Raw genomic sequence first — 16447 nt, 5'->3', positions numbered from 1 at the left:
CAAACGTGACTAGTGGAACAGGGGATTCACGGGTAAGTCCCCGTCACTATATGAGAATTGACGATCCCTTTGGGAAGAACTTGTGGTGAGACCTGTTCTGTTTTTGATTTCAACTTGTCAATTTCTGACCGTTAACCTGGTGGGTGTGGCAATACCGCATGATTCAGGACTCAGAAGGACAGGCCCCGCGTGAACGACCGGCCCACCAACGCCGCCGCAGAACCAGCCGTAGCCGCTGCCGCCGTCGCCGTGCCGGAGGCGGTCGCATCGCCGGAGCTCGGCGCGGGGCAGCGGTCCGGTGGGCGGCGGGCCGCGCTCGCCCCGGTCGCGCTGGTCGTCGCGGGCGGGCTCTCCGTGCAGTTCGGCGCCGCCATCGCGGTGCTGCTGATGCCCCGGGCCGGGGCGCTCGGGGTCGTCACGCTGCGGCTGGCCGCCGCCGCGCTCGTCCTGCTCGTCGTCTGCCGGCCGAAGCTGCGCGGCCACTCGCGGGCCGACTGGGGCACCGTGGTCGCCTTCGGCATCGCCATGGGCGGCATGAACACGCTGTTCTACCAGGCCGCCGACCGCATCCCGCTCGGGGCCGCCGTCACCCTCGAAGTGCTCGGCCCGCTCGCCCTGTCCGTGATCGCCTCGCGCCGCCTGGTCAACGTCGTCTGGGCGGCCCTCGCCCTCGGCGGCGTCGTCCTGCTCAGCGGCGGAGGCTTCGACCGGCTCGACCCGGTGGGCGCCGCCTACGCGCTGGGGGCCGGGGTGATGTGGGCGGCGTACATCGTCTTCAGCGCGCGCACCGGCCGCCGCTTCCCGCAGGCCGACGGCCTCGCCCTGGCGATGGTGGTCGCCGCGCTCCTCTCGCTGCCCCTCGGCATCATGGACGCGGGCTCCAAGCTCCTCGTCCCCACGACGCTGGGGCTCGGCGCGGCCGTCGCGGTGCTCAGCTCCGTGCTCCCGTACACCCTGGAGCTCATCGCCCTGCGCCGCCTGCCCGCGCCCACCTTCGCCATCCTGATGAGCCTGGAACCCGCGATCGCCGCCATGGCCGGATTCCTCATCCTCCACCAGGCCCTGTCCCTGACGGACGCCCTCGCCATCGCGCTGGTCATCGGGGCGAGCATGGGGGCGGTACGGAGTCAGGTGCGGGGGGTCGGGAAGCGGTAGCGGGTCCTCGTCCGGGGCATGGGACCGCCTCCGTCCCGAGCTCCCGCACGGGCGTCCAGCTGATCCCGTGACGCAGATCACGGGAACCGGTCTTCGGTCTCCGGACAGTCAAGGGGCGTGGACACACAACTGAGGCCGCGCATAAGAGCCGGCGACCACGAGGCGTTCGGGGAACTGTTCGACGCGTGCCACCGCTCCGTCTACAACCACGCTTACCGGCTGACAGGTGACTGGGGGCTCGCCGAGGACATCGTCTCGCTGACCTTCCTGGAGGCGTGGCGGCTACGCGGGACGGTGGTGGAGGAGGGCGGATCGCTGCGGCCGTGGCTGCTCGGAGTCGCGACCAACGTCACCCGCAACACCCGTCGGGCCGCGCGCCGCCACTCGGCGGCCCTGGCGCGGCTGCCGCGCGAGCAGAGCGTGCGGGACTTCGCGGACGAGGTCGCGGGACGGATCGACGACGCGGAGCAACTCGCCCTCGTGCGGACGGCCCTCAAGGACCTGCGCACGCCGGAGCGGGAGGTGCTGGCCCTGTGCGTCTGGGCGGGCCTCGGCTACCCGGCGGCCGCGGTGGCGCTCGGCGTGCCGGTGGGGACGGTCAGGTCCCGGCTGTCGAGGGCCCGCGCGAAACTCGCGCTCGCCCTGGAACCGGACGGCGCGCGCGGACAGATACGAGATGACCGCACCGCTGCGGTCAAGCCCAGGCCCATCCAGGAGGGAACCCGATGAACCACGTTCCACAGCTCCCCGAGAGGGAGCTCCCTCCGGGTCGTCACCACGTTCTGAAGGAGCATTTGATGCATGAGATCCGTAGGGACGCAGCGACCGGCGCCGAGCCCCGAGTGGGCCGCGCACGGTGGATGCGCCCGGCTGTAGCCGTGCCCGCGGTCGCTGTCATAGCCGCTGCGGCGACCTTCACCGGGGTGCAGGTGACGAGCCGTGACGCGGAAGGCACGAGAGCGGAGCCGACGCAGGTCGTGCAACTCCTCGACAGCATCGCGCTCGCGGCCGAGAAGTCGGAGGCGCCGGGGACGATCGGCGACGACCAGTACGTGTACGTCGACAGCAAGGTGGCGTACGTCTCCATGGCGGCGGACGGCAGTACCGCGCCGAAGCTCGACCCGGTGCACCGGCGACAGGTGTGGAAGCCGGTGGACGGTGCCCGCGGCGGGCTCGTCCGGGAGAAGCTGCCGTACCTGCCCGGCAAGGGCGAGACGAAGCTGGAGCGCGACACTCCCGGTGTCGCGAGCAACACCAACTACCGTCACCTCCAGACCCTGCCGACCGACCCCGCCAAGATGCTCGAATGGCTCCACCAGGCGAGCGACGGCGGCAAGAGCGAGGACCAGAACACCTTCGTCCTGGTCGGTGACCTCTCGCGCGAATCGCTCATGCCGCCCAAGGTGGCTGCCGCGCTCTACCGGGCCACCGCGATGATCCCCGGAGTCGTCGTCGTCAAGGACGCGGTGGACGCGGCCGGGCGGCACGGGATCGGGATCGGGCGCGAGGACGCCGGAGCCATGACACAGCTCATCTTCGACAAGAAGACGAAGGTGTTCCTGGGGGAGCGCGAGGTCGCGGTGCGAGATGTCGACCACGTGAAGAAGGGTGATCTGCTGGGCGTGAGCGCGGTCATGCGCCGCACGGTGGTCGACGGGCTCGGTCAGCAGCCGTAGCGTTCCTCGAAATGAACGGTCCCGCCGCCGCTGCCGGCGGGACCGTGATTCCTGGCCGGCGCACCGACGCTCGGTTCCCGGCCGGCTCCGCCGCGAACGCCGTACACCGAAAACAATCATGCAAGCTTGCTTGATTGTTTTGTGTTGCGCTGGCAGGCTCCCGGGCACGCCGTCACGCCCCGAGGGGAGCGCACCGTGTCCGATGCCTCAGCCGTGCTGGATGATCTGCGCAGCGAGAGCCTGGAGTGCGACCTGCTCGTCGCCGGGGCGAGCGCGAGACAGTGGGCGGGGGAGACCCCGGCCGAGGGGTGGAGCGTCGCCCACCAGATCGCGCACCTGAGCTGGACCGACGACGTCGCGCTGATCTCCGTCACCGACCCCGGCCGCTTCGGGGACGAGGTGGCGAAGGCCATGGAGGACCCCGAGGGCTTCGTGGACCGGGCCGCCGGGGAGATCGTCGCCGCGTACCCGCCGGACGCGCTGCTCGTCCGCTGGCGCGAGGGCCGTGAACGCTTGCAGGAGGCCCTGCGCGCGGCGCCCGCCGGGGCGAGGTTCCCCTGGTACGGGCCGCCGATGAGCGTCGCCTCCATGGCGACCGGGCGGCTGATGGAGACCTGGGCGCACGGCCAGGACATCGCCGACGCCCTCGGGGTCACCCGCACCCCGACCGCCCGGCTGCGGCACGTGGCCCGGATCGGGGTCCGGGCCCGCGACTACGCCTTCTTCGTACGGGGGAAGCAGCCGCCCACCGAGGAGTTCCGGGTGGAGCTGGCCGCGCCCGGCGGTGAGCTGATCACGTACGGCCCCGAGGACGCGGCCCAGCGGGTCACCGGGCCGCTGCACGACTTCTGCCTGCTCGTCACGCAGCGCGCCCACCGCGACGACCTGGCGGTGCGCGCGCAAGGGGCGGACGCCGACGCCTGGCTGTCGATCGCGCAGGCGTTCGCGGGGCCCGCGGGGGCGGGGCGGACGCCGAAGGGGGAGCGATGACGGAGCCCGGGGCGCCGGAAACCCTCCGCATCGGCAACGCCTCCGGCTTCTACGGCGACCGCTTCGACGCCCTGCGCGAGATGCTCACCGGCGGCCCCCTCGACGTCCTCACCGGGGACTATCTCGCCGAGCTGACGATGCTCATCCTCGGCCGCGGCCGCCTCAAGGATCCGGCGCGCGGCTACGCCTCCACCTTCCTGCGGCAGCTGGAGGGCGGGCTCGGGCTCGCCCGCGAGCGCGGGGTGCGGATCGTCGCCAACGCGGGCGGGCTGAACCCGGCCGGGCTCGCCGACGCGATCCGGGAGCTGGCCGACAAGGTGGGCGTGCCGGTGCGGGTCGCGCATGTGGAAGGCGACAACATCGCCGTACCGGAGGGCTTTCTCACGGCCAACGCGTACCTTGGTGGGGCAGGCATCGCGGCTTGCCTGCGGGCCGGTGCCGAGGTCGTCGTCACCGGCCGGGTGACGGACGCCGCCCTCGTCACCGGCCCAGCCGCCGCCCACTTCGGCTGGGGGCCCGAGGACCACGACGCGCTCGCCGGGGCCGTCGTCGCCGGGCACGTCCTGGAGTGCGGTACGCAGGCCACGGGCGGCAACTACGCCTTCTTCCGCGACCACGACATCCGCCGCCCCGGCTTCCCGGTCGCGGAGATCCACGCGGACGGCAGCTCCGTCATCACCAAGCACGACGGCACCGGGGGCGTCGTGGACCTCGGCACGGTCACCGCCCAGCTCCTCTACGAGACCGGCGGCGCCCGGTACGCGGGCCCCGACGTCACCGCCCGGCTCGACACCGTACGGCTGACGCAGGAAGGGCCGGACCGGGTCGCGGTCTCCGGCGTACGCGGGGAGGCCCCGCCGCCCACGCTCAAGGCCGGGCTGACCCGGCTCGGCGGCTGGCGCAACGAGGTCGTCTTCGTGCTCACCGGTCTCGACATCGAGGCCAAGGCGCGGCTCGTCCGGGACCAGTTCGCGGACGCCTTCGCACGCGCCGGACGGGTGCCCGAGGAGGTCCGCTGGGAGCTGGCCCGTACGGACCAGCCCGACGCCGACACCGAGGAGACCGCGAGCGCGCTGCTCCGACTGGTCGTCCGAGACCCCGAACAGGAGCCCGTGGGGCGGGCGTTGTCCGGCGCGGCGATCGAGCTGGCCCTCGGCAGCTACCCCGGCTTCCATGTCACCGCCCCGCCCGGGAAGGGCGCGCCGTACGGGGTGTTCGAGGCGCGGTACGTACCGGCGGAGGGCGTGGAGCACGTGGCCGTACTGCCGGACGGGACGCGTAGGTCTCTCGCGCATCCCGTACGGACGCGGGAGCTGTGCGACGTCGAACAGCCTCCACTGCCGCAGCCGTTGGAGCCCGGGCCGGTGGTGCGCGCCCCCCTCGGCCGCGTCGCCGGGGCCCGGAGCGGGGACAAGGGCGGGGACGCCAACGTCGGGGTGTGGGTCCGGGACGAGCACGCGTGGCGGTGGCTGGCGCACGAGCTGACCGTCGAGCGGTTCCGGGAACTCCTCCCGGAGACCGACGGGCTCACCGTCGTACGCCATGTCCTGCCCGACCTGAGGGCGTTGAACTTCACCGTGCACGGGCTGCTCGGCGAAGGCGTCGCCGCGCAGCACCGCTTCGACCCGCAGGCCAAGGCGCTGGGGGAGTGGCTGCGCGCCCGCCACCTGGAGATACCCGTGACCCTTCTGGAGGTGCCCGCATGACCGTCCTGCCCACCGGGCTCGACACCGCGAGCCCCGACTACGCGGCCAACCGGGCCGCCATGCTGGACAAGCTGGCCGAGCTGGAGGCCGCGCACGCCAAGGCGCTGGAGGGCGGCGGCGAGAAGTACGTCGAACGGCACCGCAAGCGCGGCAAGCTGCTCGCCCGCGAGCGCATCGAGCTGCTGCTCGACCCGGACACGCCGTTCCTGGAGCTGTCGCCGCTGGCCGCGTGGGGCAGCGAGTACGCGGTGGGGGCCTCGCTCGTCACCGGGATCGGGGTGGTGGAGGGCGTGGAGTGCCTGATCACCGCAAACGACCCGACCGTGCGTGGCGGGGCGTCGAACCCGTGGACGCTGAAGAAGGCGCTGCGGGCGAACGAGATCGCCTTCGCGAACCGGCTGCCGGTCATCAGCCTGGTCGAGTCCGGGGGCGCGGACCTGCCGTCGCAGAAGGAGATCTTCATCCCCGGCGGCGCGCTCTTCCGCGACCTCACACGGCTCTCCGCCGCCGGAATCCCCACCGTGGCCGTGGTCTTCGGCAACTCGACCGCCGGAGGCGCGTACGTCCCCGGCATGTCCGACCACACCGTGATGATCCGGGAACGCTCGAAGGTCTTCCTGGGCGGACCGCCCCTCGTGAAAATGGCGACCGGCGAGGAGAGCGACGACGAATCGCTGGGCGGGGCCGCGATGCACGCCCGTACGTCCGGGCTCGCGGACCACTTCGCCGTGGACGAGCCCGACGCGCTGCGCCAGGCCCGCCGGATCGTCGCCCGCCTCAACTGGCGCAAGGCGCACACCGATCCGGGCCCCGCCGAGCCGCCCAAGTACGACGAGGACGAGCTCATCGGCATCGTGCCCGGGGACCTCAAGGTGCCGTTCGACCCGCGCGAGGTGATCGCCCGGCTGGTCGACGGCTCGGACTTCGACGCGTTCAAACCGCTGTACGGGACGAGCCTGGTGACCGGATGGGCGCGGCTGCACGGCTACCCGGTCGGCATCCTCGCCAACGCGCAGGGCGTGCTGTTCAGCGAGGAGTCGCAGAAGGCCGCGCAGTTCATCCAGCTCGCCAACCAGCGCGACATCCCGCTGCTCTTCCTGCACAACACCACCGGCTACATGGTCGGCAAGGAGTACGAGCAGGGCGGCATCATCAAGCACGGCGCGATGATGATCAACGCCGTCTCGAACTCCAGGGTCCCGCACCTGTCGGTCCTGATGGGCTCCTCCTACGGCGCCGGTCACTACGGCATGTGCGGCAGGGCGTACGACCCGCGCTTCCTCTTCGCCTGGCCCGGCAGCAAGTCCGCCGTCATGGGCCCGCAGCAGCTGGCCGGGGTCCTCTCCATCGTCGCGCGCGCCTCGGCCGCCGCGAAGGGGCGCCCGTACGACGACGAGGCGGACGCCGCCCTGCGCGCGATGGTCGAGCAGCAGATCGAGTCCGAGTCCCTGCCGATGTTCCTGTCCGGGCGGCTGTACGACGACGGGGTCATCGACCCGCGCGACACCCGGACCGTCCTCGGCCTGTGCCTGTCCGCCATCCACACCGCACCGGTCGAGGGCGCCCGGGGCGGCTTCGGAATCTTCCGGATGTGAGGGAGCTCCACGTGATCAAGAGTCTGCTCGTCGCGAACCGGGGCGAGATCGCCTGCCGGATCTTCCGCACCTGCCGGGCCCTCGGCATCGCCACCGTCGCCGTGTACTCCGACGCGGACGCGGGCGCGCTGCACGTCCGGGAGGCCGACACCGCCGTGCGGCTGCCGGGCGCGGCCCCCGCCGATACGTATCTGCGCGGCGATCTCGTCGTGGCCGCCGCGCTCGCGGCCGGGGCGGACGCCGTGCACCCCGGGTACGGGTTCCTCTCCGAGAACGCCGGGTTCGCCGCCGCCGTGCGGGATGCCGGGCTGCGGTGGATCGGGCCGCCCGTGAAGGCGATCGAGCTGATGGCGTCGAAGACCCGCGCCAAGGAGCTGATGGCCGCCGCCGGGGTGCCGCTCCTCGCGGCGGCGGACCCGGCCGCCGCGACCGCCGAGGACCTGCCGCTGCTGCTGAAGGCGGCGGCCGGCGGCGGGGGGCGGGGGATGCGGATCGTCCAGGAACTCGTGGATCTGCCGGGCGAGTTGACGGCCGCCGGGGCCGAGGCGCTGTCCGCGTTCGGGGACGGCGAGGTGTTCGCCGAGCCGTACGTGGAGCGCGGCCGGCACGTCGAGGTCCAGGTGATGGCGGACGAGCACGGCGGGGTGTGGGCGCTGGGGACCCGGGACTGCTCGCTCCAGCGGCGGCACCAGAAGGTCATCGAGGAGGCGCCCGCGCCGGGCCTGCCGGACGAGCTGCGGGGGCGGCTGCACGAGGCGGCGGTGGCCGCCGCCCGGGCCGTGGGGTACCGGGGGGCCGGGACCGTGGAATTCCTGGTCGCTCCGGGCGGGCGGCCGTACTTCCTGGAGATGAACACGCGGCTTCAGGTGGAGCACCCGGTGACCGAGGAGGTGTTCGGGCTGGACCTCGTCGCGCTCCAGCTCCGGATCGCGGAGGGCGAGCCGCTGCCGTCCGCCGAGCCCCCGTCGCCGTCCGGGCACGCCGTGGAGGCCCGGCTGTACGCGGAGGACCCGGCGCGGGACTGGCAGCCGCACACCGGAGCACTGCTCTCGCTCCATGTGCCGGAGGAGCCCGGACTGCGCCTGGACACCGGCTACAAGGGCGGCGACACGATCGGCGTGCACTACGACCCGATGATCGCGAAGGTGATCGCCCGGGCGCCGACCCGGGCCGAGGCGGTGCGGCTGCTCGCCCGCGCCCTGGAGCGGGCGCGCATCCACGGGCCGGTGACCAACCGGGACCTGCTCGTACGGTCGTTGCGGCACCCGGACTTCGTGGGCGGGCGGCTGGACACCGGGTTCTACGACCGGCACCTGTCGGAGCTGACCCGTGCCCCGGACGAGACGTCCGCCCGGCTCGCGGCCACCGCCGCCGCCGTGGTCGAGGCGGCCCGTAACGCCACCTCCACCACCAGGGGCGGCTTCGTCCGCTTCGGCGCCTGGCGCAACCTCCCCTCGCAGCCCCAGCTCCGGCGCTACCGCAGCGAACCGGACGGGGTCGACCACGAGGTCACCTACCGGCCCACCCGCGACGGCGGCCTGACCGTCGGCGGCATCGGCACCGAGGGCGTCCGCGTGGTGTCGGCGGGCCGCGTCCGGGCCGCCCTCGAACACGGCGGTGTCACCCGGCACTTCGACGTCTTCCCGGCCGACGGCAAGGTCTACGTGGACACCGCCTCCGGCGCGTACACCTTCACCGCCCTGCCCCGCTTCACCGACCCCGCCGACCGCACCGAGCCCGGCTCGCTGCTCGCCCCCATGCCCGGCACGGTGGTCCGCCTCGCGGACGGCCTCGCGGAGGGGGCCGCCGTGGTGGCCGGGCAGCCGCTGATCTGGCTGGAGGCGATGAAGATGGAGCACCGCATCCTCGCCCCCGCCTCCGGCACGCTCACCGCCCTGCACGCCGCGCCCGGCCTCCAGGTGGAGGTCGGCGCCCTGCTCGCCGTAGTCACCGACCCTTCTGAGGAGCAGCCCGCATGAGCACCGTCCTCGAAACCGAAGAGCACCAGGCCCTGCGCGCCGCCGTCGCCGCCCTCGGGAAGCGGTACGGGCGCGCGTACATGCAGTCCCTCGTCAGCGAGGGCGGCCACCCCCGCGAGCTGTGGTCCGAGGCCGCGAAGGCGGGCTTCCTCGGCGTGAACCTCCCCGAGGAGTACGGCGGCGGGGGCGCGGGCATGGCGGAACTGTCCATCGTCCTGGAGGAGTTGGGCGCCTCCGGCTCGCCGCTCCTGATGATGATCGTGTCGCCCGCGATCTGCGGCACGGTGATATCCCGCTTCGGCACGGAGGAGCAGAAGCGGCAGTGGCTCCCCGGGCTCGCGGACGGCTCCCTCACCATGGCGTTCGGCATCACCGAGCCGGACGCCGGTTCCAACGCGCACCGCATCACGACCACGGCGCGCCGGGACGGCGGGGACTGGCTGCTCACCGGCCGCAAGGTGTTCGTGTCCGGCGTCGACATCGCGGACGCCACGCTGATCGTCGGCCGCACGGAGGACGCGCGGACCGGCAAGCTCAAGGCGTGCCTGTTCATCGTCCCGCGCGAGACGCCCGGCTTCCGGCGCAACCTGATCGACATGGAGGTCCACGCCCCGGAGAAGCAGTTCGAACTGGTCCTGGACGACGTGCGGCTGCCCGCCGAGGCGCTGGTGGGAGGGGGCCCCTCCCGTTCGAGCGGAGCCGAGAACGGGGGAGAGGACACGGGGCTGCTCCAGCTGTTCGCCGGGCTCAACCCGGAGCGCATCATGACCGCGGCCTTCGGTATCGGCATGGGGCGTTACGCGCTCGGCCGGGCGGTCGAGTACGCGAAGACCCGCCAGGTCTGGAAGGAGCCCATCGGCGCCCACCAGGCCATCGCCCACCCGCTGGCCCAGGCCCACATCGAACTCGAACTGGCCCGCCTGATGATGCAGAAGGCCGCCCGGCTGTACGACGCGGGCGACGACCTCGGCGCGGGCGAGGCGGCGAACATGGCGAAGTACGCGGCGGGCGAGGCGTGCGTGAGGGCGGTGGACCAGGCGGTGCACACGCTGGGCGGCAACGGGCTGACCCGCGAGTACGGTCTCGCCTCGCTGATCACGGGGGCGCGGGTGGCGCGGATCGCCCCGGTCAGCCGGGAAATGATCCTGAACTACGTATCCCACCAGACCCTGGGACTCCCCAAGTCGTACTGAGCGGCGCACAGTTGCCCATACGCACGCGAGAGGCCGCCGCCCCACCGCATCGAAGGGACCGACCCACCATGGCGCACGTGTTCCGCAGCGATTACCCCGACGTCCAGCCGCTCGACGCCGCCATCCACGACGCGGTGCTCGGGCACGCCACCGAACGGTTCGGCGAGACCGTCGCCCTGATCGACGGCACCAACGAGAGCAGCCGCCTCACCTACGCGCAGCTCGACGCCTTCCACCGCAAGATCGCCGCCGGTCTCGCCGCCTCCGGCCTGGTCAAGGGCGATGTGCTCGCCCTGCACAGCCCGAACACCATCGCGTACCCGGCCGTCTTCCACGCCGCGACGCGGGCGGGCGCCACGGTCACGACGGTGCACCCGCTGGCCACGGCGGAGGAGTTCGCGAAGCAGCTCCGCGACTCCGCCGCACGCTGGATCGTCACGGTGTCCCCGCTGCTCGCGGTCGCGCGCCGGGCGGCCGAACTCGTGGGCGGCATCGAGGAGGTGTTCGTCTGCGACCACGCGGAGGGCCACACCTCGCTCCTGGACATGCTCACCACGACCGCCCCGGAACCGATGGTGACCGTGGACCCGGCGGAGGACGTCGCGGCCCTCCCGTACTCCTCGGGCACGACGGGCGCGCCGAAGGGCGTCATGCTGACGCACCGGTCGATGGCGACGAACCTGGAACAGCTGGGCCCGTTCGTGCCGTTGGGGGAGGGGCACCGGATCCTGGCGGTCCTCCCGTTCTTCCACATCTACGGGCTGACGGCTCTGATGAACGCCCCCCTGCGGCTGGGCGCCACGGTCGTCGTCCTCCCGCGCTTCGACCTCGCGCAGTTCCTGGCGGCGATCGAGACGCACCGCATCAACGGCCTGTACGTGGCTCCGCCGATCGTGCTGGCCCTCGCGAAGCACCCGGTGGTCGACCGCTACGACCTGTCCTCGCTGGAGTACATCGTCAGCGCCGCCGCCCCGCTCGACGCGGAGCTGGCCGCTGCGTGCTCCCGCCGCCTGGGGCTGCCGCCCGTCCGCCAGGCGTACGGGATGACGGAGCTGTCCCCGGGCACGCACGTCGTCCCGCTCGCCGCCGAGAACCCGCCGCCGGGGGCGGTCGGCACGCTGCTCCCGAGCACGGAGATGCGGATCGTGTCCCTGGACGACCCGTCCGCCGACGCCCCGGCCGGGGAGCCCGGCGAGATCCTGATCCGGGGCCCCCAGGTCATGAAGGGGTACCTCGGCCGCCCCGACGCCACCGCCGCGATGATCGACCCCGACGGCTGGGTGCACACCGGCGACGTCGGCCGGGTGGACGAGGCGGGCTGGCTCTTCGTGGTCGACCGCGTGAAGGAGCTCATCAAGTACAAGGGCTACCAGGTCGCCCCCGCGGAGCTGGAAGCGCTGCTGCTCGGCCACGAGGGGGTGGCGGACGCGGCGGTCATCGGCGTCCAGGACCCCGACGGCAACGAGATCCCGAAGGCATACGTGGTCCGGGGCCCGGACGCGGCGGTCGCGGCGGAGGGGCTGATGGCCTGGGTGGCGGAGCGGGTGGCCCCGTACAAGAAGGTGCGGGAGGTCGAGTTCATCGAGACGGTGCCCCGGGCGGCGTCGGGGAAGATCCTGCGCCGGGAGCTGCGGGGGCGGGAGCTGAAGCGGTAGACGGCCCGGCGTTCGCCGCCGCACTTCCGCATCCGTTCCCGTTCGGCAGGCTTCTCACCGCACCCGCGTGAAAACCGGTTTCGGGCCGTGGGCGGCGTCGTTAGAGTGCGCCCGTGGATATGGAGATCACGTACGGACTCTTCGAGCCCTCCCACGCGGACGAGTTGGCCGCCTTCCTCTCGGGCAGCACCTGGCCGTTCCACGGTCGCGACGTCGTCGAGCCGGACGAGGCCCGGCGGTGGGTCGACGAGGGCCGCTTCGGGGGCGACGACAACCGCTCGTTCTGGATCACGCGGTCCGGCGAACGCGTCGGCTTCGTACGCCTGATGGACCTGTGCGACAACGCTCCGCTCTTCGACCTGCGCATCCGCTCCGAGCACCGGGGTCGCGGCCTCGGCGGCCAGGCCGTGGCCTGGCTCACGCGGTACGCGTTCACCGAGTTCCCCCAGGTCCGGCGGATCGAGGGCAACACGCGGCAGGACAACGCGGTGATGCGCCGTACGTTCCAGAAGTGCGGTTACGTGAAGGAGGCGCACTACCGCGACGCGTGGCCGGCCGCCGACGGAACGGTCCACGATGCCGTGGGGTACGCGATCCTGCGCCGCGACTGGGTCTCGGGCACCACGACGGTTCCGGACTGGAGCGACGAGCGCGTCGCGCCGTCGCTCGCGAGCCGGGCGACGCCGACGTAGGCACCCTTCACCGGGCGGAGTCGTCATCGGCCCCCACGACGGGTGGCCCGGTCCCGCGACGAGGAACAGTGCGGGTGGACCCGGTTCTGCCGCCGGGATACGTTCCCTGCGGGGAGCGTGCCGTCCGTGGTGCGACGAGGGCCAGGAGGGCGAGCATGCCGGACGTGACGACGAGCGACACGGGTGCGCGCAGGCGCGCCTGCCTGCTGTGGGCGGTCGCGGCCCTCGCGTACGCCGTCGACCTCGGCACCAAGCTGGCGGTGGTCGCGAAGCTGGAAGGCCGTACGACCGTGTCGGTGCTCGGGGACTGGCTGGTGCTGCGGGTCCAGCGCAATCCCGGCGCCGCGTTCGGCATGGGCGCGGCGACGACGATCGTCTTCACGCTGGTCGCCGCGGCCGTGGTCGTCGTCGTGGTCCGCTACTCGCGCCGCCTGGCGAGCGCCCCGTGGGCCGTCGCCCTGGGCCTGCTCCTCGGCGGCGCACTCGGCAACCTCACCGACCGCGTCTTCCGCGCCCCCGGCGACCTCCAGGGCGCGGTGGTCGACTTCATCGCCGTCCGGGACTTCAGCGTGATGAACCTGGCCGACTGGGCGATCACCTGCGGCTGCGGGTTGGCTGTGGTGCTGTCGTTCCGGGGGGCGCCGACGATGGCCGGCGCCTCCGCCGACGCGGGGGCGCCCGGGGTGCGGCCGTAGCGCGGACATGGTCGGCCTCGTGGCCCGGGAATGGCCGAGTCGCTACGGTTGAGCCATGACCGCACTGCCCGACTGGATGCGCCCGCCCCGCGCGGAAGGCTGGTACGCGGAGGATCTGGACCGCCTCCCGGAAGCGCCGCGCCACACCGAGCTGATCGATGGAGCCCTCGTCTTCATGATGTCCCCGCAGCGGTGGTGGCACGGCCATCTCGTCACGATGCTCACCGTGGCCCTCATGGAGCAGGCACCGGCCAATGTGAGGGTCGGGCGGGAGATGACCGTCAGACTCGATCAGCGCAATCGGCCCGAGCCGGATCTGCTGGTGACGACGGCGGACTTCGATGGTGACCGCACCTGGTTCGCACCGGATGAAGTGCGACTCGCGGTAGAGGTGGTCTCCCCCGAGTCCGCGCACCGGGACCGCACGGTGAAGTTGCGGAAGTACGCGGAGGCCGGCATCCCGCACTACTGGCGCGTCGAGGACGAGGACGGAGCACCCGTCGTCCACGTCTACGAGCTGGACGAGCCGACCGCCACCTACGTACCTGCGGGCATCTTCAGGGGTTCGCTCACCCGGCCGGTGCCCTTCGAGATCATCCTGGACCTGGAGAAGCTCACCCCACCCCGTCGCGGCTGAGTCGGCACGGCGGCACGGCGAGGGTGGGGCCCTGGGCGGCTTCCGGCGCCGGCAGCGGGACACCCGCGTCGTTCCGCCGGTGGTGAACCCCGGCACGGCCGTGCTCGGCGCGCACTACGGTCCGTCCCATGACGACGATCACCACGCGCACGGTCGAGTACCCGGCCGACGGTCTGACGATGGTCGGGCACCTCGCGCTCCCGGCCGGTGCCGGCCGCCGGCCCGCGGTGCTGCTCGGGCCGGAGGGCATGGGGCTCAGCGACGTCGAGCGGCGCCGGGCGGAGGCCCTGGCCGAACGGGGTTACGCAGCCCTGGCCTTCGACCTCCACGGTGGGCGGTACCTGGGCGAACCCGGGGAGATGCTGGCCCGTTGTCTGCCGCTGCTCGACGACCCCGACCGGATGCGGGGCATCGGCCACGCGGCGCTCGACGTGCTGCGCGCGGAACCGAGGACCGATCCCGACCGGATCGCCGCCATCGGCTACGGCACCGGCGGCATCATCGCGCTGGAACTCGGGCGCGACGGCGTCGACCTGCGTGCGATCGGGACCGTCAACGGACTGAGCACCGGCCGCCCGGGCGAGACCGCGCGCATCCGCTGCCCGGTGTGGGCCGGGGTCGGGTCGGAGGACCCGATCATGGGGCCCGCGCAGCGGGACGCGTTCACGGCCGAGATGCGGTCGTCGGGCGTCGACTGGCGCTTCGTGGTCTACGGCGGCGCCCTGCACGCCTTCCACCACCCCCCGGTCGGCCACACCGCCCTCCCCGGTGTCGGACACCACCCACGGCACGCGGAGCGCGCCTGGCGCGACGTCCTCGACCTGCTGGCCGAGTGCCTGCCCGTGGCGGAGTGATCCGGCCCTGGGCCCGGAGCCGTGCCGGTGTGCTCCCGGGCGCGATCACGCTTCGCCCGTCGGGTCCCAGAGGCCGTCCGCCTCGCCTCGGGCCAGGTGGTCCGCGTAGACGCCGACCTTCCAGGTGATGACCGAGCGGCACTCCTCCAGGGCCGCGATCCGGGCGTCGACGCGTTGGCGGTGGGTGTCCAGGAGGTGGAGGCGTTCCGTCTCGTTGCCCGGGCCCTGGCGTACGAGGTCGGCGAACCGTTTCAGTTCGGACAGGGGCATTCCGGATTCCCGCAGCTTCACGCAGATCAGCAGCCAGTCGACGTCGAGCGTGCTGTAACGGCGCCGGCCGCCGGACGTGCGGTGCACCGGGCCCACGAGCAGGCCCTCGCGTTCGTAGAAGCGGAGGGCGTGGACGCCGAGGCCGGTGCGGGCGGAGACCTCGCCGATGCCCAGGGTGTCGGTGGTTGCTGCCATGCGGCGCAGCGTAGGACTTGATCTAGAGCGCGGTCTAGATCGTAGCTTCGGCGTATGAACAGCTTTGGACAGCAGCCGCTCGGCTCCCCCTTCTCCGCCGCCAGCACCGCCCAGGACGTCATCGCGGGCGTCGACCTCTCCGGCCGGAACGCCGTCGTGACCGGCGGCTACTCCGGGCTCGGGCTCGAAACCACCCGGGCGCTCGCCGCCGCCGGGGCGCGGGTGGTCGTTCCGGCGCGGCGGCCCGACGTCGCCCGTGCCGCGCTCGCCGGGGTGGGCGGTGACGTCGAGGTCGTCGCCATGGACCTGTCCGACCTCGGAACCGTACGGGCGGCGGCCGCTCAGATCCGCGAGACGCTGACCGCGCTCGACCTGCTCTTCGCCACCGCCGGAGTCATGGCCACCCCGGAGCGGCGTGTCGGGCCCGGGTGGGAGAGCCAGTTGGCGGCCAACCACTTCGGGCACTTCGCGTTCGCCTGCGAGCTGTACCCGCTCCTGGCCGCCGCCGACGGAGCGCGGGTCGTGGTCTACAGCTCCGGTGGCCACGGCATCACCGACATCCGCTGGCACGACCCCCATTTCCGTACCGGGTACGACAAGTGGCACGCGTACGGCCAGGCCAAGACCGCCAACGCGCTCTTCGCCGTCCACCTCGACGCCCTCGGCCGCGAGGACGGCGTCCGGGCCTTCTCGCTCCACCCGGGCAAGATCATCACCGCGCTGCAGCGGGAGATGACGCTCCAGGAGCAGCTGGACAACGGCTGGGTGGACGAGCACGGCAACGTCGTCGGCGAGGACTTCAAGACTGCCTCCCAGGGCGCCGCCACCGGCCTGTGGGCAGCCACGTCACCGCTGTTGGCGGACCGGGGCGGCGTGTACCTGGAGGACTGCGAGATCGCCTCCGTCACCGGGCCCGAGGACGAGGCGGGCGTCCGCGCCTACGCCGTCGACGCCGACGCGGCGGCCCGCCTGTGGGAGTGGTCCGTCGCGGCTACGGGGGCGGGGCCGGTCGGGGGTGGTGCGGGGCGACGGGCAGCGCGGAGGTCGTGAGGGGTGCGCGGTCCACCAGCGGTGCCGGGCCGCCCTCGGCGTCCCGGTGCTCCGTCATGGGCGTCGAAATGATCCGGGCCCACGACGAAGAACTGGACCTTCGCA

At 72.8% G+C, this 16447-nt stretch carries 15 protein-coding genes; 14 read left to right on the top strand and 1 reads right to left on the bottom strand.

All coding sequences use genetic code 11. The annotated features are described in order from the left end of the window. Positions 1 to 189: 189 nt before the first annotated feature. The 13 genes from OG867_RS13550 to OG867_RS13490 all read left to right on the top strand — a co-directional run bounded on the left by OG867_RS13550 (position 190) and on the right by OG867_RS13490 (position 14827). The gene (locus tag OG867_RS13550) at positions 190 to 1155 is read left to right on the top strand and encodes an EamA family transporter (RefSeq protein WP_406285373.1); all 966 of its coding nucleotides are present in this window, start codon (positions 190 to 192) and stop codon (positions 1153 to 1155) included. Positions 1156 to 1272: 117 nt separating this feature from the next. Then, on the top strand, positions 1273 to 1884 hold the full coding sequence (locus OG867_RS13545) for an RNA polymerase sigma factor (protein ID WP_406285371.1): 612 nt from the start codon (positions 1273 to 1275) through the stop codon (positions 1882 to 1884). Further along, on the top strand, positions 1881 to 2831 hold the full coding sequence (locus OG867_RS13540; RefSeq protein WP_406285368.1) for a CU044_5270 family protein: 951 nt from the start codon (positions 1881 to 1883) through the stop codon (positions 2829 to 2831). The genes OG867_RS13545 and OG867_RS13540 overlap by 4 nt, the downstream gene beginning before the upstream one ends. Before the next feature lie 195 nt (positions 2832 to 3026). Further along, a complete protein-coding gene (locus OG867_RS13535; RefSeq protein WP_406285365.1) occupies positions 3027 to 3821 on the top strand; it encodes a TIGR03084 family metal-binding protein in 795 nt (264 codons plus the stop codon). Beyond that, positions 3818 to 5527 (top strand): acyclic terpene utilization AtuA family protein, encoded by a 1710-nt coding sequence (locus OG867_RS13530; protein WP_406285362.1) that lies wholly within the window; start codon positions 3818 to 3820, stop codon positions 5525 to 5527. Before OG867_RS13535 ends, OG867_RS13530 begins: the two co-directional genes overlap by 4 nt. After that, positions 5524 to 7122 carry an acyl-CoA carboxylase subunit beta gene (locus OG867_RS13525; protein ID WP_406285360.1) on the top strand — a complete coding sequence of 533 codons (1599 nt, stop codon included), beginning with the start codon at positions 5524 to 5526 and terminating at the stop codon, positions 7120 to 7122. The genes OG867_RS13530 and OG867_RS13525 overlap by 4 nt, the downstream gene beginning before the upstream one ends. Before the next feature lie 11 nt (positions 7123 to 7133). Next, positions 7134 to 9101 (top strand): acetyl/propionyl/methylcrotonyl-CoA carboxylase subunit alpha, encoded by a 1968-nt coding sequence (locus tag OG867_RS13520; protein ID WP_406285357.1) that lies wholly within the window; start codon positions 7134 to 7136, stop codon positions 9099 to 9101. After that, complete coding sequence (locus tag OG867_RS13515; protein ID WP_406285355.1) at positions 9098 to 10294, top strand: acyl-CoA dehydrogenase family protein; 1197 nt, start codon at positions 9098 to 9100, stop codon at positions 10292 to 10294. The genes OG867_RS13520 and OG867_RS13515 overlap by 4 nt, the downstream gene beginning before the upstream one ends. A gap of 68 nt (positions 10295 to 10362) precedes the next feature. Beyond that, entirely contained in the window at positions 10363 to 11949 is a 1587-nt protein-coding gene (locus OG867_RS13510; RefSeq protein ID WP_406285353.1) for a 4-coumarate--CoA ligase family protein, read from the top strand. 119 nt (positions 11950 to 12068) lie between these two features. Next, positions 12069 to 12641 carry a GNAT family N-acetyltransferase gene (locus OG867_RS13505; RefSeq protein ID WP_328904408.1) on the top strand — a complete coding sequence of 191 codons (573 nt, stop codon included), beginning with the start codon at positions 12069 to 12071 and terminating at the stop codon, positions 12639 to 12641. 155 nt (positions 12642 to 12796) lie between these two features. Further along, a complete protein-coding gene (gene lspA, locus OG867_RS13500; protein WP_328901557.1) occupies positions 12797 to 13336 on the top strand; it encodes a signal peptidase II in 540 nt (179 codons plus the stop codon). A gap of 55 nt (positions 13337 to 13391) precedes the next feature. Continuing rightward, positions 13392 to 13973 (top strand): Uma2 family endonuclease, encoded by a 582-nt coding sequence (locus tag OG867_RS13495; RefSeq protein WP_328901558.1) that lies wholly within the window; start codon positions 13392 to 13394, stop codon positions 13971 to 13973. Between the two features lie 128 nt (positions 13974 to 14101). Further along, on the top strand, positions 14102 to 14827 hold the full coding sequence (locus OG867_RS13490; protein WP_406285351.1) for a dienelactone hydrolase family protein: 726 nt from the start codon (positions 14102 to 14104) through the stop codon (positions 14825 to 14827). Positions 14828 to 14872: 45 nt separating this feature from the next. On the opposite strand, the gene OG867_RS13485 is transcribed toward OG867_RS13490, so the two are convergent. Continuing rightward, positions 14873 to 15292 carry a MerR family transcriptional regulator gene (locus OG867_RS13485; RefSeq protein ID WP_406285349.1) on the bottom strand — a complete coding sequence of 140 codons (420 nt, stop codon included), beginning with the start codon at positions 15290 to 15292 and terminating at the stop codon, positions 14873 to 14875. A gap of 54 nt (positions 15293 to 15346) precedes the next feature. Here OG867_RS13485 and OG867_RS13480 point away from each other — a divergent pair, with 54 nt between their 5' ends. Continuing rightward, complete coding sequence (locus OG867_RS13480) at positions 15347 to 16342, top strand: oxidoreductase (protein ID WP_406285347.1); 996 nt, start codon at positions 15347 to 15349, stop codon at positions 16340 to 16342. Positions 16343 to 16447 lie beyond the last annotated feature (105 nt).

Source organism: Streptomyces sp. NBC_00209, from assembly GCF_045206345.1.
Classification (GTDB): Bacteria; Actinomycetota; Actinomycetes; order Streptomycetales; family Streptomycetaceae; genus Streptomyces.
Note: the sequence above shows the minus strand (reverse complement) of the source record. Positions and strands in the feature narration are given on the sequence as shown.

Coding starts and splice junctions, on each gene's coding strand:
- lspA (WP_328901557.1), top strand. CDS start 12,797: ATGCCGGACGTGACGACGAGCGACACGGGTGCGCGCAGGCGCGCCTGC.
- OG867_RS13515 (WP_406285355.1), top strand. CDS start 9,098: ATGAGCACCGTCCTCGAAACCGAAGAGCACCAGGCCCTGCGCGCCGCC.
- OG867_RS13505 (WP_328904408.1), top strand. CDS start 12,069: ATGGAGATCACGTACGGACTCTTCGAGCCCTCCCACGCGGACGAGTTG.
- OG867_RS13530 (WP_406285362.1), top strand. CDS start 3,818: ATGACGGAGCCCGGGGCGCCGGAAACCCTCCGCATCGGCAACGCCTCC.
- OG867_RS13525 (WP_406285360.1), top strand. CDS start 5,524: ATGACCGTCCTGCCCACCGGGCTCGACACCGCGAGCCCCGACTACGCG.
- OG867_RS13480 (WP_406285347.1), top strand. CDS start 15,347: ATGAACAGCTTTGGACAGCAGCCGCTCGGCTCCCCCTTCTCCGCCGCC.
- OG867_RS13495 (WP_328901558.1), top strand. CDS start 13,392: ATGACCGCACTGCCCGACTGGATGCGCCCGCCCCGCGCGGAAGGCTGG.
- OG867_RS13540 (WP_406285368.1), top strand. CDS start 1,881: ATGAACCACGTTCCACAGCTCCCCGAGAGGGAGCTCCCTCCGGGTCGT.
- OG867_RS13510 (WP_406285353.1), top strand. CDS start 10,363: ATGGCGCACGTGTTCCGCAGCGATTACCCCGACGTCCAGCCGCTCGAC.
- OG867_RS13485 (WP_406285349.1), bottom strand. CDS start 15,292: ATGGCAGCAACCACCGACACCCTGGGCATCGGCGAGGTCTCCGCCCGC.
- OG867_RS13490 (WP_406285351.1), top strand. CDS start 14,102: ATGACGACGATCACCACGCGCACGGTCGAGTACCCGGCCGACGGTCTG.